Origin of the sequence: Methylobacterium sp. Leaf465, from assembly GCF_001424705.1 — a bacterium.
Lineage (GTDB): Bacteria > Pseudomonadota > Alphaproteobacteria > Rhizobiales > Beijerinckiaceae > Methylobacterium.
On the sequence record NZ_LMRA01000047.1, the window covers coordinates 13,892 to 33,492 of the forward strand.

General features: G+C 68.6%; 23 protein-coding genes and 1 pseudogene. 12 read left to right on the plus strand and 12 right to left on the minus strand.

The annotated features are described in order from the left end of the window. Window positions 1-59 precede the first annotated feature (59 nt). Window positions 60-479, minus strand: a pseudogene (locus ASG51_RS20930) (IS3 family transposase); the annotation flags it as partial. Between ASG51_RS20930 and ASG51_RS20935 the strand changes: the two are divergent. Together ASG51_RS20935 and ASG51_RS20940 are read left to right on the plus strand one after the other, a co-directional pair. After that, entirely contained in the window at window positions 433-786 is a 354-nt protein-coding gene (locus tag ASG51_RS20935; RefSeq protein ID WP_244480217.1) for a hypothetical protein, read from the plus strand. The pseudogene ASG51_RS20930 and the gene ASG51_RS20935 sit on opposite strands and share 47 nt — an antisense overlap. Window positions 787-995: 209 nt before the next feature. Then, complete coding sequence (locus tag ASG51_RS20940; protein ID WP_056382835.1) at window positions 996-1,409, plus strand: ester cyclase; 414 nt, start codon at window positions 996-998, stop codon at window positions 1,407-1,409. 111 nt (window positions 1,410-1,520) lie between these two features. Here ASG51_RS20940 and ASG51_RS20945 read toward each other — a convergent pair whose 3' ends face one another. The 9 genes from ASG51_RS20945 to ASG51_RS20985 form a co-directional block, all read right to left on the minus strand. Beyond that, complete coding sequence (locus tag ASG51_RS20945) at window positions 1,521-2,090, minus strand: type 1 glutamine amidotransferase domain-containing protein (RefSeq protein WP_056382837.1); 570 nt, start codon at window positions 2,088-2,090, stop codon at window positions 1,521-1,523. A 188-nt stretch (window positions 2,091-2,278) separates the two neighbouring features. Further along, complete coding sequence (locus ASG51_RS20950; protein WP_056382840.1) at window positions 2,279-3,067, minus strand: alpha/beta fold hydrolase; 789 nt, start codon at window positions 3,065-3,067, stop codon at window positions 2,279-2,281. A gap of 273 nt (window positions 3,068-3,340) precedes the next feature. Continuing rightward, entirely contained in the window at window positions 3,341-4,264 is a 924-nt protein-coding gene (locus ASG51_RS20955; RefSeq protein ID WP_056382842.1) for a molybdopterin-binding protein, read from the minus strand. Next, window positions 4,261-5,142 (minus strand): cytochrome b/b6 domain-containing protein, encoded by an 882-nt coding sequence (locus ASG51_RS20960; RefSeq protein ID WP_244480218.1) that lies wholly within the window; start codon window positions 5,140-5,142, stop codon window positions 4,261-4,263. Before ASG51_RS20960 ends, ASG51_RS20955 begins: the two co-directional genes overlap by 4 nt. Window positions 5,143-5,219: 77 nt before the next feature. Further along, window positions 5,220-5,453, minus strand: a complete 234-nt coding sequence (locus tag ASG51_RS20965; RefSeq protein WP_056382846.1) for a hypothetical protein — start codon at window positions 5,451-5,453, stop codon at window positions 5,220-5,222. A gap of 581 nt (window positions 5,454-6,034) precedes the next feature. Beyond that, a complete protein-coding gene (locus ASG51_RS20970) occupies window positions 6,035-6,802 on the minus strand; it encodes an anti-sigma factor (protein ID WP_056382848.1) in 768 nt (255 codons plus the stop codon). Continuing rightward, entirely contained in the window at window positions 6,799-7,338 is a 540-nt protein-coding gene (locus tag ASG51_RS20975) for a sigma-70 family RNA polymerase sigma factor (RefSeq protein WP_056382850.1), read from the minus strand. Before ASG51_RS20975 ends, ASG51_RS20970 begins: the two co-directional genes overlap by 4 nt. Window positions 7,339-7,398: 60 nt before the next feature. Continuing rightward, window positions 7,399-8,178 (minus strand): DUF4394 domain-containing protein, encoded by a 780-nt coding sequence (locus tag ASG51_RS20980; RefSeq protein WP_056383009.1) that lies wholly within the window; start codon window positions 8,176-8,178, stop codon window positions 7,399-7,401. A 358-nt stretch (window positions 8,179-8,536) separates the two neighbouring features. Then, entirely contained in the window at window positions 8,537-9,565 is a 1,029-nt protein-coding gene (locus ASG51_RS20985) for an IS110 family transposase (protein WP_056382852.1), read from the minus strand. Window positions 9,566-10,234: 669 nt separating this feature from the next. Here ASG51_RS20985 and ASG51_RS20990 point away from each other — a divergent pair. From ASG51_RS20990 to ASG51_RS21010, 5 genes are all read left to right on the plus strand, one after another. After that, a complete protein-coding gene (locus tag ASG51_RS20990) occupies window positions 10,235-10,417 on the plus strand; it encodes a hypothetical protein (protein ID WP_244480219.1) in 183 nt (60 codons plus the stop codon). Window positions 10,418-10,462: 45 nt separating this feature from the next. Continuing rightward, window positions 10,463-10,810: a hypothetical protein gene (locus ASG51_RS20995; protein ID WP_056277385.1), complete on the plus strand. Its 348-nt coding sequence runs from the start codon at window positions 10,463-10,465 to the stop codon at window positions 10,808-10,810. 10 nt (window positions 10,811-10,820) lie between these two features. Further along, window positions 10,821-11,030 (plus strand): hypothetical protein, encoded by a 210-nt coding sequence (locus ASG51_RS21000; protein WP_056382854.1) that lies wholly within the window; start codon window positions 10,821-10,823, stop codon window positions 11,028-11,030. A gap of 100 nt (window positions 11,031-11,130) precedes the next feature. Then, the gene (locus ASG51_RS21005; RefSeq protein WP_056211910.1) at window positions 11,131-11,502 is read left to right on the plus strand and encodes a PepSY domain-containing protein; all 372 of its coding nucleotides are present in this window, start codon (window positions 11,131-11,133) and stop codon (window positions 11,500-11,502) included. Between the two features lie 101 nt (window positions 11,503-11,603). Continuing rightward, a complete protein-coding gene (locus tag ASG51_RS21010) occupies window positions 11,604-12,281 on the plus strand; it encodes a response regulator transcription factor (protein WP_056211908.1) in 678 nt (225 codons plus the stop codon). Between the two features lie 2 nt (window positions 12,282-12,283). Here the strand turns inward: ASG51_RS21010 and ASG51_RS21015 are convergent, their stop codons facing one another. Together ASG51_RS21015 and ASG51_RS21025 are read right to left on the minus strand one after the other, a co-directional pair. After that, window positions 12,284-12,490: a hypothetical protein gene (locus ASG51_RS21015; protein WP_056382856.1), complete on the minus strand. Its 207-nt coding sequence runs from the start codon at window positions 12,488-12,490 to the stop codon at window positions 12,284-12,286. Between the two features lie 240 nt (window positions 12,491-12,730). Continuing rightward, entirely contained in the window at window positions 12,731-12,988 is a 258-nt protein-coding gene (locus ASG51_RS21025) for a type II toxin-antitoxin system prevent-host-death family antitoxin (RefSeq protein ID WP_056382860.1), read from the minus strand. A 240-nt stretch (window positions 12,989-13,228) separates the two neighbouring features. Here ASG51_RS21025 and ASG51_RS21030 point away from each other — a divergent pair, with 240 nt between their 5' ends. The 5 genes from ASG51_RS21030 to ASG51_RS21050 all read left to right on the plus strand — a co-directional run bounded on the left by ASG51_RS21030 (window position 13,229) and on the right by ASG51_RS21050 (window position 19,595). Continuing rightward, window positions 13,229-14,647, plus strand: coding sequence for a sensor histidine kinase (locus tag ASG51_RS21030; protein WP_056382861.1), 1,419 nt, complete (start codon window positions 13,229-13,231; stop codon window positions 14,645-14,647). 207 nt (window positions 14,648-14,854) lie between these two features. Further along, window positions 14,855-16,384, plus strand: a complete 1,530-nt coding sequence (gene ccmI / locus ASG51_RS21035) for a c-type cytochrome biogenesis protein CcmI (RefSeq protein ID WP_056382863.1) — start codon at window positions 14,855-14,857, stop codon at window positions 16,382-16,384. A 145-nt stretch (window positions 16,385-16,529) separates the two neighbouring features. After that, window positions 16,530-17,051, plus strand: a complete 522-nt coding sequence (ccmE, locus tag ASG51_RS21040) for a cytochrome c maturation protein CcmE (protein WP_056211898.1) — start codon at window positions 16,530-16,532, stop codon at window positions 17,049-17,051. A gap of 76 nt (window positions 17,052-17,127) precedes the next feature. Beyond that, window positions 17,128-19,128 (plus strand): heme lyase CcmF/NrfE family subunit, encoded by a 2,001-nt coding sequence (locus ASG51_RS21045; RefSeq protein ID WP_056382865.1) that lies wholly within the window; start codon window positions 17,128-17,130, stop codon window positions 19,126-19,128. Next, window positions 19,125-19,595: a cytochrome c-type biogenesis protein gene (locus tag ASG51_RS21050; RefSeq protein ID WP_056277367.1), complete on the plus strand. Its 471-nt coding sequence runs from the start codon at window positions 19,125-19,127 to the stop codon at window positions 19,593-19,595. Before ASG51_RS21045 ends, ASG51_RS21050 begins: the two co-directional genes overlap by 4 nt. Window positions 19,596-19,601: the final 6 nt, after the last annotated feature.

Below are 19,601 nucleotides of genomic sequence, written 5' to 3' on the forward strand. Positions count from 1 at the left end.
CTATCCGGACCGAAGGGGTAGCGATTAAGTGATCGTCCCCCGCTTCCACGGACACAGGGTTAGCTTGCGTTCCGCTCGGCCTGCTCGGGGGTGATGTAGCCGAGCGCCGAGTGGATGCGCTGCCGATTGATGTCGCCCTCGATGAAGGCGAACAGGTCGCGTCGGGCCTCGTCCCGGGTCGCCCATCGTCGTTGGTGGACGAGTTCGACCTTGAGGGTGTGGAAGAAGCTCTCCATCGGAGCGTTGTCGTAACAGCAGCCCGTCCGGCTCATGGAGGGCGTCGCCTTCATGTCGGCGAGCTGCTTGCGATAGGCTTCGGCCGCATATTGGCTACCGCGATCCGAGTGGCAGATGAGGCCGGCCCCCGGTCGTTGCCGTTGGGTCGCCATCATCAGGGCGGCCTGCGTCAGTTCGGTCCGCATGTGGTCGCGCATGGACCAGCCGACGATCTTGCGGGTGGCGAGATCAAGGACGGCGGCCCTCAAGTCTGGGAGCAACAGGATCCGCGGCTACGCGGTAAGCGGAGATCGGGCCGTCGTACGCGTCGACGTCTCCGGGAACGGGGGGCGATCCTGGGTGCAGGCCGAACTGGAGCACAAGACCGACGCTCCGTTCGCCTGGACGTTCTGGAGCGCGGACCTCGACCTGCCTGCGGGCGAGCATGAGCTTGCCGTGCGCGCCTGGGACGAAGCGGGCCAGACGCAGCCGGCATTGCCGGACGAAATCTGGAACCACAAGGGCTACCTCTGCGCCTGCTGGCATCGGGTGCGGGTGAACGTCACCTAGGGACGGACGACCCGGCAGTCGGCTACCTACGGCCTCGTAAACGACGTCTTAGCCAGCGTGGGCAGGCACCGTGCCACGATCCACCGTCGTGCCTGGCGTTCATTAAGACCCTGTCGTGCGCGGCATCGGCAACGTCGGACCGTGGCGGGAGTTTCCCGTTCGTGAAAATAGCCGGCGCCGTGTCGCCGCCCTCGAAACCAAGGAACATCATGTCACGCGAGACCAGTATCCAAGCGACCGAAAAGTTCGGCGAACTCGTCAATGGCGGTCGGTTCGATGCCTTCCCCGAGGTCGTCGCCCCGGATTGCCACGATCACGATCCGGCGCCGGGCCAGCACATGGGTCCCGAGGGATACCAGGCTTTCTTCACGCAGCTCCGCTCTGCCTTTCCCGACATGCAGGTCGAGGTGAAGAAGCTCGTTGCCGACGGGGACAGCGTCGCCTTCGCCTACACGCTCACCGGCACGCACCAGGGCAACTTCAACGGCCACAAGCCGACGGGTAAGGCCATCAAGGTCCGCGGCATGCAAATCGGCCGCTTCGTCGACGGCAAGATGGTCGAGCGGTGGGGCTCATCCGACGAGCTCGGCATCCTCAAGCAGATCGGCGCCATCAAGGGCTGATGGAGGCTTCCGCGAGGGCGTCCCGGCCACGGGACGTCGTCAAGGTATGGCCCGGGGCGGCCCATCGACCGCCCCGGAAACTCAAGAGCGGATCGCTGGCTACCCGACTTCTCAGGCGCTTCGAGCCTGCTCGGGATGGCGGCCCTCCGCGAACTCCTCGACGATCTTGGCGCAGAAGGCCGGGAGGTCCTCTGGAGTGCGACTCGTGACGAGCCCCTTGTCGCAAACGACTTCCTCGTCGACCCAGGTGCCGCCGGCGTTCTCGATGTCGCGCCGGACCGTGGGATAGGAGGTCAGCGTCCGTCCCTTCACGACGTCCGCTTCGATCAGGGTCCAAGGCCCGTGGCAGATGACGCCGACCGGCTTGCCTGCGGCGAAGAAGTCCCGAACGAACGCTACGACATCTTTGCTCGCCCGGAGCTTATCAGCGCCGACGCAGCCGCCGGGGATGACGAGCCCGTCGTAGTCCGCCGCTGACGCTCCCTCGATGGTCCTGTCCACCTGGTAGCGTCCGGCCGGATCGAGGTCGTTGTTCACGGTCTCGGCCTCGCCGGCCTCCAGGCCGATGACCGTCACGGTCGCCCCGGCCTGCTTCACCGCCTCATGGGGCTTCGCGAACTCCGGCTCCTCGGTACCGCGCGGTGCGATCAGGATCGCGATCTTCTTGCTCTGCAAGCTCATGTCATCGTCCTTATGGATGTCGGGATTTAACGGAGGCGCCATCGCGCCGTTCCTCACGTCGGGATGCGGTCGATGCCGGCGGTGTCCCCGGCCGCGACGCCGTTATCAGGGTGGCGGAAGTCGCTCAGAGCCAGGTAGACCTAGAGGCCGCCTGGATGACCGTGGGCTCGGGTGTTCGACCAGCCAATTCAAGGTGCATCCTTCTGAATTGTTTCGAGGATCACGCGCGCCGTCTCGGCAGGCTGATCCCAATGCGGGAAGTGGCCGCAGCGCTCGAACCAGTGCAGACGGGCCGACGGGAATGCTACCTGGGCGCGTGCAGCCTGACGCGGCAGCAGCAGGTGGTCTTGGCGGCCCCAGCCTATGGTGACGAGGCCGGGCGTCGTTGCTGAACCCTCCTGCAACGGCCCGCGTGCCAGCTCACGCAGCATCGCATCGAACACCGGTGTGGCCGCCAGGCTCTGCAACTCCCCTACGACAAGCTGCGGTGGCAGTGCCGACGGACGGGCCGACAGTTGGGCGAGCAGCAGCGTACGGGTGACGGCGTGGCGCGATAGGCCGGCATGGAAGGGCCGCAGCAATCGCACCAAGTGTATCGATGCCGCGAGCGTCCAGTGAAACCAGTGCGTTTCCCATCCGCGCCAGAAACCGCCGGGATCAAGCGCCACGCAGTGCCGACCGATGCCCCGCCGCGCCAGCTCCAGCACCAGCCGGCCCCCCACCGAACTGCCGACAAGGTCCGCTGTCGTCAGGCCTTGCGCCTGCACGAAGCCGGCGAGGGCGTCCGCGTGAGCCTCCGTCGTCTGCCGACCCGCAAGCGGAGCCGATCTGCCATGCCCCGGTAGGTCGACCAGGATCAGTTGGCGCGAATCGCGCAATGCGGGCAGTAGCGGATCCCAGGTGCGGAGATTGGATCCTAGCCCATGGACCATGAGCAGCGGCCGGCCCGTGCCAAGGCGTTCAAAATGCAGGGACATGATAGCATCGTCCTTCGATATTCACGCTGCGGTCCGAACATCGGGCCGTCCCGGATCTCGTCAGGCCGGGTATTTCAGTCGCGCCCGCGGGCCATTCTCACCGGACGCTTCCAGGCCACGTCGCCGGTCCGATTGCCAGCTACATGGCGCGGGTCCGACCCCACTCGGCAGTTTGCAAGCGCCGAACGTCACCGGAAAACTCTGTCGGAGCTCGCCACGAGAGGTTGGCGCCATGCATGCTCAAAGTGACGTGGACGTCACGTGCGCGCCAACTCAGATGCCGGCGTACCAGGCGTAGCCCTGGTCCTCCCAGTAGCCGCCCTTGCCGGCGCCGATGTTGGCGAAGCTCTCGACCACCTCGATGCGCATCACGTATTTCGCCTGCTTGTAGCCGAGGTTGCGCTCGACCCGAAGGCGCAACGGTGCGCCGTTCGACACCGGAAGCGCCTGCCCGTTCATGTCGTAGGCGAGGATGGTCTGCGGGTGGAACGCATCGACCAGGTCGATGCTCTCGTAGTAACGGACCGGCGCTCCGCCGCTGGCCGCATCGTCCTCCGTCGCCTGTTGGCCGCCGGAGTCTTTCCTGCTCTCGTCGCCGCCCGACTGCTTCGTCATGCTCGGGTTGGCGTTACCGGCAGGGACCTCATCGACATCCTCGACGTCTCCCCCGCCTTCGAGCAGACTGCCCTGGTCCATGGTGTCGGCGCAGTGGAACACCACGTAGCGCGCCTGTGGCTTGAGCTTGGCGCGGTTAAGCAGTTCGGAGAGGGGCACTCCGGTCCATTTGCCGATGGCGCTCCAACCCTCGACGCAATCGTGCCGGGTGATCTGGGTTCGGGCCGGAAGCTTGCGGAGGTCGCTCAGGGACAGCTTGAAGGGCGCCTCGACGAGGCCGCCGACCTCCAGGTGGTACTTGGCGAACTTGCCCTTCGCCAGGGCCTTGTAGTCCTTATCGGGCGGGTCCTCGGTCCCGTTCGGCTTGAACCACGGCGAGATGTCGGCCTCGGTAAATTGCGGGGCCAGCGTCCGGTCAGTAAGCAGCAGGCGCTGGACGAAAAGGTTGGCGTCCTCGCCGGTCTTGAGCGTTCGACGAAACCATTCCGCGTTGCCGAGGCGGTCGCAGCCGCCGATCATCGCCGCTGCGGCCATGGCGGACGCTCCCGTCAGGAGGGTGCGTCGGCTGGGAAGGCGGTTCATGCCCGGGGCTCTTCGGTGATGGGTGACGACTCGACCTTGCGCTCGATCACAAACCAGCCGGTGAGCATGCCACGCATGTTGTTCCAGAAGCCCGAGAGCAGGACGAGGGCGACGTGCACGATTACGAACAGGACGAGCATGGCCGCCACGACGAAGTGGACCGTGCGGGCCGACTGGCGTCCGTCGAACAGCGTCAGCAGGAAGGGGAAGGCCGCGTCCATCGCCGGGGACATCGCGAGGCCGGCCAGGACCTGCACCGGCAGGAGCACGAACAGCACGACGAGGTAGCTGAGCTTCTGGATGACGTTGTAGCGTTTGGCCTCGTCGCCCTGCGGGAAACGCAGCGTCAAGTGCTCCCACACCGATGCGCCGAAGTGCCGGATCTGATTTCGCGACGGGATCAGACGGAACCGAAGCTGTCCGCTGACCAGCCCATAGAACAGGTAGGCGACGCCGTTCAGGACGAAGACCCAGGCAAAGAAGAAGTGCCAGGAGCGGCCGCCCGTGAGGTCCTGGTCGCTTGGCAGGGTCGTCCACGCCGGGAAGCCGCGGTCGGCCGGTTCACCGTTGGAACCCGTCGATGAGCCTAGCCAGCCCGTCGTTTCGAAAGCATGACCGAACACAGTCGTCACACCTCGGGGCGGGTAGTCCTCCGTCGACGACATTGCCATCAGTGGCGTATCGAAAGTCGAGACGTTGCCCCAGTACAGCGCCGGGTGCGCGTTGAAGATCTGCAGGCCGCTCATGAGCAGGACCAGCAGGCACACCGCATTGACCCAATGGGTGATGCGGATGACGACAGGATGCCTGAACATCCATCGGCGACGCTCGACCTCACCGATCTCGGGCGCAGAGCGGGTCAGATCAGTGCGAGCCAAACGGTCTTCCTCGAAGTCGTCGCCAACAGGGTGGAGGCCCCTGCGTCGGGACCTCCGGAGGCGTCAACGGCTTACGATCACATGCCGCGGTTCATCATCCGCTTCTTCATCATACGACGCTTCATCATCTGCTTCCGCATCATCCGCTTCTTCATCATCATCCGCTCACTGCGGTCCATGCGAACCTGGGTGATGCCGCTCTCGGACTGCAGGCCGTTGACGGACATCGGGGCGGCGGTGGCCGACCCGGCGGCGAGGGCGATGCCGCCGAGGGCGGTCAAGGCGGTCAGCGCAAGGGTGAACTTCTTCATGTGGGATCTCCTGTGGAGGTGAACATCTTATCCAACCCACGGGGCAACAGCATAATCTTATCGTTGTTCCTTAAATAATTGAAAAAATACTTCTATATACTAAATTTATACGCAATAGTCATCGCGCGCTCACATCAAGGCTTTTGGCCTCGGCACGATCCGATCCTTGCGTATCATTACGGACCTGGTCGGCGAAAAGTTTCAGCCGCTGGCGGTAAGCCGCCGAGCCAAATCTCGACCTTGGGGTAAGCGAGCGATTTCGACCTGACGAGATCGGGGCTGCCAGTATCGAAGCTCGGTCTTGCACCGGAGTCGGCCCCTCTCCCAACGATCGGAAAAAGGCCCGCAGATGTGACACTGCTGCCCACCTCACGGATCGACGAACGACTGCTTTCGGTGGAGGGCGCATGACGGTTCGTGCAGCAAATTTGGGTATGGCCCCGCCTGCTCACTCTCCGATCGGATCGGGTTGAACGTGCGGCGGTTCGCTTGTGATCGGAGTGTCGAAGCAACGACGGCAGTGCGTTCTAACAACTCGCCTCGAACGCGAACGAGCTCCTTTGGGCACCGCGATCGCCCCGCTACAGGTCCTGTGTTGCCGCCCCCTTCGCGCGGCCGATGAACAGGATCCGACCTGTCGGGCGACCGATCGGCGAACCCGCCTCGGGTTCCAGCGTGATCTCGAAGAGCTGCCCGTCGCCGATGGCTTCCAGCCGCTCCGGCGGCAGGCGGAGCGCTCCGCCCGGGGGCAGCACGCCGAGGGAGACCGGACCGCGCGCCTGATCCCACAGGGTCCAGAGTTGCAGCGCGCGCCCGCTTCCTGGCCGCACGTCAGCCAGCGGCAGAGACTGGACGGTGCCGTTCTGGGAGACCTGGATGAGCCATCCCGGCCCGCTCTCCTGCCCGGCGGCGTCGCGACTCTGTAGGATCGCGTAGTACCGCGTCGGGCTCTCGCCCGGCGCCCCGACGCGGTTCGGCAGGATCGCCAGAAGGATCGCGGCGGCCGTGGCGAGGCCCGTGGAGGCCCGCCAAAGCGCAGGGCTGCGCCACGCCGCCCTCAACACACCGTGTCGTACCCGCGTGAGGGAGGGAGCCGTGGTCGGGTCGAGCGTCTGCCGGCGCGTCGCGAGAGCTTGCTCGATCCGCGCCCATTGTGCCGGATCGACATCGGCCTTCCCGAGGGCCGCGGAGGCCGGAAGCAACCGCTCTTCCCAGACTGCGATGCGGCGGGCCAGATCTGCATCCGAACCCAGGGCCTGCTCGACCTCCGCCATGGCTGCCGGGTCTAGCAGGCCGAGGACGTATTCGCCCGCCAGGACGTCGCGGTCTTCCGGCTGGCTCGGGATCATGACAGGCAATCCTTCAAGGCGATGAGGCTGCGGCGGACCCATGCCTTCACGGTCCCGAGCGGCGTCCCCAGACGCTCGGCGATCTCGGACTGCGACAGTCCATCGATATAAGCGAGCAGGATCACCGCCCGCCTTTCGGCGCCAAGCTGCGCAAGGCAACCATGGAGGCGTGCCCCGTCCTGCAATGTCGCCAGGATCGCGAACGGATCGGGCGCGTCGTCCGCGATCTCTGTCGCCGCGGCCGCGTCGAGGTCCGTCTCCCGTCCGACGACCCGGATGTGTTTGAGCGCGCGGTGTCGCACGATGCTGGTGATCCAGGCACGGCCCGCGCCTCGACTGCGGTCGAATGTGCCGGCGCGCTCCCAGATGTCCATGATGGCATCGTGCAAGACGTCGGCCGCAACATCACGCCGCCGCACGATCCTGAGCGCGATAGCGAGCAGGAACCCGGCCTCCTGGTCGTAGAGACGCCGCAGCGACGTCGGATCCCCCCGGGCGCAGCCTTCCAACGCGGAGGCGTGATCGAACGGCTTCATGACCCTCCCGGCGATTGGAAGGACCGGCCGCCGGGCCGGTCCTGCAGTGGCGGAGCGATGCTACATCTTGGGGAGAATGGCGATGTCACGGACCTTGCCGGACACGCCCATGATCTTAGCGACCATCTCGCCCTTCCCGGTCGCGAGATCTACCTTGTAGAGTGTGTCGCCGGCCATTGCCCAGGCTTGGTTGCCGCCCTGGCCATCGGACAGGATGTCAAAGGCCACGGCCTCGCCCGACATCCCGAGCATGCCGACGGTGTTCAGGATGCCGTCATTCGGCGGGGCCTGCTTCAGCAGCGCGCCGGAGGCGTCGATATCGAACAGGGCCGTCTCCTTCGTGCCCTTGAAGGCATTGGTGTAGGCGCCAGCCGTTACCTTCGGGGTCTTGCCCTTCATGCTGTCGGCCTCGGCAAACTTGAGCTGGCCGTCCTTCGTCACCTTGCCGTCATCGACATTGGCGCGAAGGTTGGTGCCGTCGGAGCCGATGATGCGCAGGCGGTCGGCCACGGGATTGAAGTCGACCGTTGCCGCTGTGCCAGCGGCCAGCATCGTGTCGAGCTTCGACTTGGCCGCGGCCTTGCCGGACATCGGATCGATCGTGACGACGCTGCCATCCGAGATTACGGCGTAGAGCATGCCGTCGGCCGGCCGCACGTCGATGCCGAGCACGCTGCCGCCGATCCCGGTGATCGTCACCGTCTTCGTGACCTTCTTCGCGGCCGTGTCGACATGCGCCAGCGTGGCATCGCCGACGAGTGCCGCAACGGTCTCGGCACGCGCGGCGGTTCCAAGACAGGTGCCGGCCAGCAGGGTAATGGCGATGAGGCTCAGTCGCATGGCGTTCTCCATCTGCCGCGAAGGCGGCATCAAGAGCGCTAGCCATGAGCCGGAGGATCGGATGCAGCCGAACACAGGTATTTTCGCACTCCAGCAACCGTCCTGTGTGGATGGCTCCCGCATTGCAAGGGGCGAATTGAGGTTCTGACGCGCTGGTCGGGTGCAGTCTTGTGTCCGGCCTATTGATGCAGTCGTTCATGTGACCGCTGGCCCTGATGGTATCCGCGAGCTGGGTCCCACTCTGCTTTGCGGGCTATGACGCCCTGGACGTTCGGCGGGGTGTCCCGGCTCCCGGTCTGACCGGTTCGCCATCAACTCTCATCGTCCTCGCAACCCTGAAAATCTCCTTGCCGTGCTGTCAGGCGGCCGTGGCCGCTGGTGCGCGGTAGGTGCCGCCGCGGGTCATGATCGCCCAGGCGACCCGCGCCGTGCGATTGGCCGCCGCAACAGTCACTACGCGCACCGGCTTGCGCTGCAGCAGCGCCGGCAGCCGCGGGTCGACCGAAGTCGGCGTCGCCTTCGCGCGCCGGACCAGAGAGGTCATGCCGACCACGAGCAGGCGGCGCAGGTAGCGATCGCCCATGCGTGAGATACGGCCCAGGCGCTCCTTGCCGCCGCTGCAGTTCTGCAGCGGTGTCAGCCCCAACGAGGCGGCGAACTGTCGACCGTTGCGGAAGCGCTCGGGCTCGCTCACCGAAGCGGCCAGCGCGGTCGCCGAGACGATGCCGACACCCGGAATCGTCGCCAGGCGCTGCGACAGGTCGCTGTCCCGATGCCAAGCCAACAACTCCTTCTCCAGCCGGGTGAGCTGGATCTGCACGGCGCCGATCTGATCGGCCAGCCCGGTCACCACCCGCTGGGCCAGGGGTGGCACCTCGGCCGCGATTCCGGCCGAGAGCCGGGCCGCCAGTTCGAGCGCATGGCGCAGGCCCCGCGCCATCTCGATCCCGAACTCGGCGAGCAGGCCGCGGATCATGTTCACCAACTGCGTGCGTTGCTTGACCAGCAGGTCGCGCGTCCGGTGCAGCGCCAGCGCCGCCTGCTGCTCGGTCGACTTCACCGGCACGAACCGCATGCTCGGGCGCGTCACCGCCTCGCAGATGGCGGCGGCATCGTTCGCATCGGTCTTACCGCGCTTCACATACGGCTTCACGTAAGCGGGCGGCATCAGCCGCACGTCATGGCCGAGCCTGATGAGTTCCCGGGCCCAGTGGTAGGACGTTCCGCACGCCTCCATGCCGACCAGACAGGGCGGCAGCTTGGCGAAGAACGGCACAACCTGCGCCCGCCTCAGCGCCTTGCGAACGACGACCTGCCCAGCTGCATCGACGGCGTGAACCTGGAAGATGCTCTTGGCCAGATCGATGCCGACGGTGGTGATCTCCATGGGGATGGCTCCTACATCTGCGTCGCTGCTGCTTCGACAGCAACCACATCTTGGCACCGAGATGCCGTCAGTCGGAGCGGGAGCCATCCACCCCATCTGCTTCAGTGTGAAGGGTCAGGGTCCGTTTCCATCTGTGGACGCCTCCTGGAACGCAAGTGGCTTTTAGTGTGTAGGCACGGTGTCGGTTGCCGCCATCTATCCGGCCTCTGCTGCAGCCGTTGGCTGCGGGCCCGTATGGAAGTTCGCGGACCGGAACCAAGTCACCCAAAGCGTGCTCGCTGGCACGGTGGAAAGCACTGGTTCTTCCGGCCCCGTCTCGCCGGCTGTTGTGCCATACCCTCCTTCGACCGACCTCATACGGCCCTGGGCGGCTTGACGCCCCGAGCCTTCGCCAACCAAGCTGTCACAGCCCGAGAACTTGGGTAGGTCGTGGACCACAAACGGGGTCAACTCCAACACGACTCAGAGCCGTACCTCAGGGAGGACCACCTTCCCGGGGGCAGGCCAAACAAAGAAATTGCGATATGAGTCACTTGGGCGTTTGGAACGATAGAAATCAAAAAGCGGACATAAAGATATGAGTCTCCGTATTACGTGACATCAATGACTTAGCGGATAAAGGGAGATAAGATTTCGAGTCACACTACAACGGTCCCGATGGGATCGCTGGTGATCGCGGGCGCGGTCCAGCGCGGCCTCGACGCGGCTCCGGGCTGGCTCATCCGGGCCGCAGGCGGCGTCGACGGCCTCGGCGAGAAGGTGTTTCGCAGCCTGCCCCTGGCGGAGGAGGCCACGGTCGCCAACACGCTTCTGCCCGCGCTCCGGGCGGCGCGGGCGCACCGCCCGGCCTGACGGACGGGGTCCGCGGGCGGGGGGAATCTCACGAGGGAGGGGGCCTTGCAGAAGATCGCCCTGGAGGCCGCGCACCTGCTCGTCTCGCAGGAGGGCGCGGGATGGATCGTCGCCGTCCTCCTCGGCCTCGCCTGCTTCCATCTCCACCGGGACTCGGTGCGCGCCCAGGAGGCGCGCCTCGGGGATACCGGCGCCACCGCCACCGCCCTCGAGCGGGCGTCGCAGAGCCATGCCGCCGTGGCGGCCGCCTTGGAGAGCCGGACCCGGGTGCTGGACGACCTCGCCCGCGTGATCGCCGAGCTCGCGCGCAGCGTCGAGCGCAACGACGAGCGGGCGCGGGAGAAGCTGGACGACATCCTGCGCCGGCTCGCCGAGATCCGGCCGCGCCCCTGAGGACACCGCCATGGACCGCCTCGCCCTCCTGCTGAATCGCCGCCGCGACCGCCGCCGGGTGGCGGCCCTGCGCCTGCACGCCGCCCGGACGGGGTTCGACCGCTCGTCCCAGGCCCTGCGGCGGGCCGCCCTCGCGCATATCGACGGCCAGGCCCTGGTCGGAGCGACGCTCCGGGCGACCCTCGCGCGCCTCGCCGCCCAGGCCCCCGGGCCGGCCTGAGCCGCGAGCCCCCGGGAGCCCGGCGGGAACCGAATGGCCGAGGTTGGGCTTGGGTCGGCATTCAGGGCACATTCAGTGCATCCTTCCTAAACGTCATCGCATGCGCATCCTCCTCGCCCTGGTGTTGATCGGACTGACCGTCGCGGGCTTCGCGACGGGTTCGATCGACACGTTCGCGGAGGAGACGACGACGGGCACCAGCGCGGTCTCGGCGCCCTTGATCGCGATGCCCCGCAGCGAAACCTGTCTCAGTCCGGCGGACCTGCGCGAGGCCGTCGCCGAGAAGCGGGTGATCGCCCCGGTGGCGGCCATCCGCGCCGCCCGCCAGGTGATTCCCCGCGCGGAGATCCAGCGGGCCCGCCTGTGCCGGAGCGACGACACCCTCGTCTACCTGCTCACGGCCCTGCGCCGGGACGGCCAGTTCGTCCACGTCGTCGTCGATGCCACCACCGGGCAGGTCAGCGGACCGTGAAGGCTTTCGGCCGGAAGCCGTTTCGCGCCGGCGCGGAGACGTCTAACGTGCGCGCCGCGCCGACCCGCGGGTCCGGGCCATCATCGTAGGAGTTCGGGACCGTGCGGTTGCTCGTCGTGGAGGATGACCGGGACATCAACCGGCAGGTGGTGAACGCCCTCGAGGAGGCCGGCTACGTCGCCGACAAGGCCTTCGACGGCGAGGAGGGGGGCTATCTGGGCGAGAGCGAGCCCTACGACGCCATCATCCTCGACATGGGCCTGCCCAAGACCGACGGCGTCAGCGTTCTGCAGAAGTGGCGCCGGGCCGGCATCAAGACCCCGGTCATCATCCTCACCGCCCGCGACCGCTGGTCCGACAAGGTCGACGGCTTCGATGCCGGGGCCGACGACTACGTCACGAAGCCCTTCCACATGGAGGAGCTGATGGCGCGCGTGCGCGCTCTGCTGCGCCGCGCGGCCGGCCACGCCACCAGCCAGATCGCCTGCGGTCCGGTGGTGCTCGACACCCGCTCGGGCCGGGTCTTCGTTGACGGCAACCCGGTCAAGCTGACCAGCCACGAATACCGCCTGCTCTCCTACCTGATGCACCACACCGGCCGGGTGGTCTCGCGGGCCGAACTGACCGAACACCTCTACGACCAGGATTTCGACCGCGATTCCAACACCATCGAGGTCTTCGTCGGCCGCCTGCGCAAGAAGCTCGCCGTCGACCTGATCCAGACCGTGCGGGGCCTCGGTTACCTCGTCGACCCGAACCAGCCCGCGCCGCGGGTGTGATCTCAACGACGCGGACTCACCGCGAGCCGCCTCGCCCGGATCAGGGTCTGCATGTGCGCGAGCACGAGGGCGAAGAAGCGCCGCGGCACGGTTCCGTAGATCACGCTCGCCGGGTCGTGGTCGGGAATGGACCGTAGGTCCGGGCCCGGCCAAACGAAATCGTTGCCCGCGGACACGATGAACCACTGTCGCCGGTCATCGAGGCCCACGCTTTTGCAAACCTCCGCGGGAATTTACAGGCCGACGGTTCGGCCCTCGGGCTCCCGATGGGTGATCGGAACCACGATGCAGCTTCCGTCCGTGGGTTTGCGTGCGATGACCAGGACGGCGGGTCGGTCCTTCCGCGCCGATTCCAAACCCTCGCGACTCTCGTCCGACCAGAGGAACGCGTACCGGATCACGGTTCCGGCGATCGGCGGCTCGCCCGGGACCATGGTCGGAGACCTGCGCTAATCCGTGTCCGTCAGGCCTTTCGGGACCTCGGCGCTCAGGATCGCGTCGGCGATGTCGTCCGGGATATCATCGATCGTGAACGAACGCCGGTCGCGTTCGCGCAGGCGGATGAATTCGTCATAGGCCACGAGGACCGTCTTCGGGCGCCCGTTCTTGCTGATCACGACCGGGTTACGGATCGCCTCGTCCTGATCGAATCCTGCGCGCTTGGCGAAGTCGGTGGCATCCGTATCGATCAGTTTGAACAGGTTCATGCCGATCCAAGCCTCGACAACAAGCGGAGACAGATCCGTATTCTGCGGATTATACGGATCGAGTCATGGTGAGACACGGGCCTGCGCCCAGGCTAGAATGGGCGTGCCGGTCAAGCCGGAGTCGATCGAAATCTCAGGCGACCACCCCAAGGCCCGTGCGATCGGCGGCGGCACATCCTCGGCCGTCGCGTTGATTTTCGGCTGCAACGCAGATCGGCTGCAACCCAGACTTTGGCCAGCATGATTCCCTCCCCCTCCTGGCTCCCGATGCGCCGCCGCTCGATCGCGGTGCGCCTCGCCACCTCGGCGCTGCTGGCGAGTTCGGCGATCCTGCTCATCGCCGCCTGGATCCTCACGACCCTGTACCGCGAGAACACCGAGCGCGCCTTCGACAGCCGCCTGCTGGTCTACGCCAACAACCTCGCCACCGACCTCGTCTCGCCCAACGACCCCGAGAGCCGGTCCTTCACCCTGAGCGATCCGCGCTTCGACCTGCCCCTGTCGGGCTGGTACTGGCAGATCGGCCGGCCCGACGCGAAGCCGCGCGACCTGCGCACCTCGCGCTCCCTGGTGGGCGTGCCCCTGAAGGCTGCCGCCACCCCCGACAGCAAGGCGGGCATCGGCCAGATCCGCCAGGGCTACGGCCGGGCCCAGGACGAGCGCCGCCTGCGCATCATCGAGCGCGACGTCGATCTCGGCGAGGAGGGCCGCTACACCGTGCGGGTGGCCGGCCCCGCCGACGAGATCGAGAACGACGTCGACCGCTTCCGCTTCTCGCTGATGGTCACCTTCGGGCTCCTCGGCCTGTCGCTCGCCCTGACGACCCTGCTGCAGATCCGCTTCGGCCTCGCGCCGCTCGCCAAGCTGCGCACGGCGCTGGGCGCCATCCGGCGGGGCGAATCGGACCGCATCACCGGCGAGTATCCGCGCGACATCGCCCCCCTAGCGGGCGAGGTGAACCTTCTCATCGAGACCAACCGGGAGATCCTGGAGCGGGCGCGGACGCAGGTCGGCAACCTCGCGCACGCCCTGAAGACCCCGCTCTCGATCATCGTCAACGAGGTCGGCGCCGCCGATGCGCCCGACGACCTCGCGACCAAGATCCGCGAGCAGGCCGCGGTGATGCGCGACCAGGTGAACTACCACCTCGACCGCGCCCGGGCCGCGGCACTCGCCGGCACCCTCGGCACCTCCACGGAGGTCGAGCCGGCGCTGGCCGGCCTCGTGCGCACCTTCGGCAAGATCTACCGCGACAAGGACATCGCCTACGAGGTCCACGTGCCGGCCGGCCTGCGCTTCCGGGGCGAGCGCCAGGACTTCGAGGAGATGATCGGCAACCTCGTCGACAACGCCTCGAAATGGGCCCACGGCCGCGTGGCGATCCGCGCCGAGGCGGTGGGCAAGAACGATTATCCCCACCTTCTCGTGGCGATCGAGGATGACGGCCCGGGCCTCGCCCCGGAGGACCGGGCGGACGTGCTCGGGCGCGGCCGCCGCCTCGACGAGACCAAGCCCGGCTCCGGGCTCGGCCTCTCGATCGTGGCCGATCTCGCGGCCCTCTATCGCGGCCGCTTCCGCCTGGAGGAGGCGACGCTGGGCGGCCTGCGGGCGGTGATCGAGGTGCCGGGCGATGCGCCGGCCGGCGTGGCCCCGCACTGAGCCGCGGACTCGCGGAGCGCCGTGCAGCGGCGTGAGGGCCGCCGATCCCCGGCCGGGATCCCGGGACCCGGTTTCCCCGCAAGCCGTCATGCTCTAGGGTTGCGTCCTCCCCCCGACGTGCTGCGCGTGACACCGTGTCGCCCGAGGCCTGCATCGTGCCGGCGGGGGCCCGCGTCTACATGCAAGCGGGGCAGCGTTCGGGGCGTGATGACGGCACTTTGGTTCATACTGGCGGTCATGACCGGCGCGGCGGTGTTCGCCCTGCTCTGGCCGATGTCGCGCCGGGCCAATCCCGCCGCCCCGCCGGAGGGCGGTGGCCTCGCCACCGAGACGGGCTTCTACGAGGACCAGCTCCGCGAGATCGAGCGCGACGAGGCCCGCGGCCTGATCGCGCCCCCCGAGGCGGAGGCCGCGCGCACCGAGGCGGCCCGGCGCCTGCTGCGCGCCAATCGCGCCGGCGTCCCGGCGGCCCAGGACATCGCCGAGCCGGCCCTGCGCCAGCGCCGGGCGGCCTCGGCCTTCGCCCTCTCCACCATCCCCCTGGTCGCGCTCATCGCCTACGGTCTCTACGGCTCGCCGCACATGCCGGCTCAGAGGGCGGCGGAGCGCCAGTCCGCCCAGAGCGGCGACCAGGACCTGCTCAAGGCCATCGGCCAGATCGAGGCGCGGCTCGCGGCCGATCCCACCGACGGGCGCGGCTGGTCCGTGCTCGCCCCCGTCTACATGCGGATGGGCCGCTTCGACGACGCCGCCCATGCCTACGAGGCCGCCACCCGCATCCTCGGCGAGACGGCGCAGCGCCTGTCCGACTGGGGCGAGGCCCTGGTGGCGGCGGCCAACGGCGCGGTCACGCCCCAGGCCAAGGCCATCTTCCAGCGGGCGGTCGACCTCGACGGGCAGGTCGCCAAGCCGAAATTCTACCTGGCGCGGGCGGCCGAGCTCGACGGCGACATTCCCCAGGCGATCCAGCGCCTCCAGGCCATGGCCGACGCGGCGCCGGCTGACGCCCCCTGGCTGCCCCTCGTCCGCGAGAACCTGGCGCGCCTGAAGGGCGAGGCCGCGCCCGGCGAGACGAAGGCCCCCGAAGCCGGCGCCGCGGCCGCCCTCCAGGCCCTGCCCCCGGCGAGCCGCGACGGTGCCATCCGCGCCATGGTCGACAGCCTCGACAAGCGCCTGGCCGACCGGGGCGGGAGCCTGGAGGACTGGCTGCGCCTCGTGCGCTCCTATGGGGTGCTCCAGGAGCGCGACAAGGCGAAGGACGCCCTGGAGCGGGCGCGCAAGGCCCTGGGCGACGATCCCGAGGCGAAGACCCGCCTCGACGCGATCGCCGCCGAGGCCGGTCTGGCCGCGGCCCCCGCGGATGCGGCCGCGGCCACGCCCTCCGCTCCTCCCGCCCGGACCGGTTCGGCCTCCGACGAGGCCGCCAGAGCCGGCACGGAGGCCGCCGTCGCGGCCGTCAAGGCGATGCCGGTGGCCGAGCGCGACGCCGCCATCCGCGGCATGGTCGCGGGTCTCGACCGCCGCCTAGCGGCCAAGGGCGGCAGCGTCGACGATTGGCTGCGCCTCATCCGCTCCTACAGCGTGCTCGGCGAGCGCGAGCGCGCCCTGCAGGCCCTCGATCGGGCTCGCATGGCCCTGAGCCCCGATGCGGCGGCCATGGAGCGGCTCGGCGAATTGTCGCGCGAGCTCAGCCTCCAGCCCGGTGCGAAGCCCGGCAATGCGGCGGCAAAGCCTTGAGCCCCTGACAATCGGTCCCGGCCCCGGCCCTTGACCCGGGTGGCGCCCCGGCCGACACCGGAACCTGCAAGAAACCCCGCCGGGCGGTCCGGCGCGGAACGCGCGCCGCCCCACCGTCTCAGCCATCAACCGGGATCCTGCCCACGTGACCCGCAAGAGCCGCCGCCTGATCCTGATCGCCGCCTGCGGCGCCGTGCTGGCGTTGGCGCTCGGCCTGATCCTGTCGGCCATGAGCGGGTCGATCGTGTTCTTCCGCTCGCCCACCGAGGTGGCCGCGCAGACCGTGGCCCCGGGCACGCGCTTCCGCCTGGGCGGCCTGGTGAAGGACGGCTCGCTCCAGCGCGGGCCGGACCAGACCGTCGACTTCGCGGTGACGGACACCAACGCCACCATCGCGGTCCAGTACCGCGGCCTGCTGCCCGACCTGTTCCGCGAGGGCCAGGGGGTGGTCGCCGAGGGCACCCTGCTGCCGGGCGGCCTGTTCCGGGCCGACACGGTTCTGGCCAAGCACGACGAATCCTACATGCCGCGCGAGGTCGCCGACGCCCTCAAGGCGCAGGGCCGGTGGCAGGAGGGCAAGGGCCTGGTCGACAAGCCCGCTGCGGCCGCCCCCGAGGCCCAGACGGTCGCCGGCGACAAGACTCTCGGCCAGCGCAGCGAGCGATGATGCCCCGCGCGCCCCGGCCCGTCCCCCGTCGGCCCCGCGTCCCGCGGCACATCCTCCCTTGGAAGGACACCCCGCCTTGCTGATCGAGGTCGGCCATTTCGCGCTCGCCCTGGCGCTCGCCCTGTCCCTGGTCCAGGCGGTGATGCCGGTCTGGGCCGCCCGCTCGGGCGACCAGGCCCTGCGGGCCGTGGCGACGCCCGCCGCCCTCGGCGCCTTCGCCTGCATCCTGTTCAGTTTCGGGGCGCTGACCTACGCCCACGTCATGTCGGACTTCTCGGTCCTCAACGTGATCGAGAACTCCCACACGGCCAAGCCCTTCCTCTACAAGATCTCCGGCGTGTGGGGGAACCACGAGGGCTCGATGCTGCTCTGGGTCCTCATCCTCGCCCTGTTCGGGGCGCTGGTGGCGGTCTCCCGCGAGTCCGTGCCGCCGACCCTGCGGGCGAACACCCTGGCGGTGCAGGGCCTGATCACCTTCGTGTTCGTGCTGTTCATCATCACGACCTCGAACCCGTTCACCCGGGTGAGCCCGGCCCCGGTGGAGGGCAACGACCTCAACCCGCTGCTCCAGGATTTCGGACTCGCGGTGCACCCGCCGCTCCTCTACGTCGGCTATGTCGGCTTCTCGATCACCTTCGCCTTCGCCATCGCGGCGCTGATCGACGGGCGCATCGACGCGGTCTGGGCCCGGGCCGTGCGGCCCTGGACCCTGATCGCCTGGAGCTTCCTGACGCTCGGCATCGCGATGGGCTCGTACTGGGCCTATTACGAGCTCGGCTGGGGCGGCTGGTGGTTCTGGGACCCGGTCGAGAACGCCTCGCTGATGCCCTGGCTCGCCGGTACCGCCCTCCTGCATTCCACCGTGGTGATGGAGAAGCGCGACGCCCTGAAGGTCTGGACGGTGCTGCTCGCCATCCTCACCTTCTCGCTCTCGCTCCTCGGCACCTTCATCGTCCGCTCGGGCGTGCTGACCTCGGTCCATACCTTCGCCACGGACCCGACCCGCGGCGTCTTCATCCTGGCGATCCTGATCCTGTTCATCGGCGGCTCGCTCACCCTGTTCGCCTGGCGGGCGCCGATGCTGCGCCAGGGTGGCATCTTCGCGCCGATCTCCCGCGAGGGCGCGCTGGTGATGAACAACCTGTTCCTGGCCGCCGGCTGCGCCACCGTCTTCGTGGGCACCCTCTACCCGCTGCTGCTGGAGATGCTGACCGCCGAGAAGATCTCGGTGGGGCCGCCCTTCTTCAACTACACCTTCGTGCCCCTGGCGATCCCGCTGCTGCTCATCGTGCCCTTCGGCCAGACCCTGGCCTGGAAGCGCGGCGACGTGCACGCGGCGACGCAGCGCCTGTTCGCGGCCCTGGCCGCCGCGCTGGTTGTCGGCCTCGCCGTGACGGCCCTGACCTGGGGCGGCCCGATGATGGCACCCGTCGGGATCGGCCTCAGCGCCTACCTCGTCATCGGCTCCGCGATGGAGATCGTGTCCCGCGCCCGCGGCTACGGCGGCAACCGCGCCCGCGGCGCCGCGATCTGGCGCCGCGCCGCCGGCCTGCCTCGCTCCGCCTGGGGCACCGCGATGGCCCATGCGGGCGTCGGCGTCGTGGTCCTGGGCATCGCCGCGCAGGGCTGGGCGACGGAAGGCTTGAAGACCCTGAAGCCCGGTGAGTCCCTCGCCTCCGGCCCCTACGTGGCGACCCTCGACCGGGTCGGTCCGCGCACCGGCGAGAACTACGCCGAGACCACCGCCTTCCTGACCATCCGCAACGCGGGCGGCGACTTCGTGGGCACGGTGGAGACCGGCAAGCGGTTCTATCCGAGCCGCAAGATGACGGTGACGGAATCCGGCCTGCTGACCATCGGCGCGAGCCAGGTCTATGCCAGCCTCGGCGAGGTCCTGCCGGAGGGCGCCATCGGCCTGCGGCTCTACTACAAGCCCCTCGTGCTGCTGATCTGGCTCGGCGCCGTGGTGATGGCGCTGGGCGGCGCGATCTCCCTGACCGACCGGCGCATGCGCGTCGGCGCCCCGGCGCGGGCACGGGCCAAGCCCGTCCCGCCCGGCATGGCCCCCGCCGAATGAGCCGGGCCGTGCTCCCGCACCTCGCCCTGGCGCTCGGGCTGACGCTGGCCTCCGTCGGCGGCGCCCTGGCGGTCCAGCCGGACGAGGTGCTGAAGGACCCGGCCCTGGAAGCGCGTGCGCGGGACATCTCGTCGGGCCTGCGCTGCCTCGTCTGCCAGAACCAGTCCATCGACGATTCCGACGCTCCCCTCGCCCGGGACCTGCGCCTCATCGTGCGCGAGCGCCTGACCGCCGGCGACGACGACAAGCAGGTCCAGGCCTACGTGGTCGGGCGCTACGGCGAGTACGTGCTGCTGCGCCCCGTCTTCGCCCTGCACACCCTGCTCCTGTGGCTGACCCCGGTCGCGGTGATCGGCCTGGGCCTGTTCGGGCTCTGGCGCCTGTCCCGCCGCCGCCCGGCCGCGGCCGCCGCGGGCCTCAGCGCCGAGGAGCGTGCCGAGATCGCCGCTCTGACCCGGCGAGACTGACCCCGG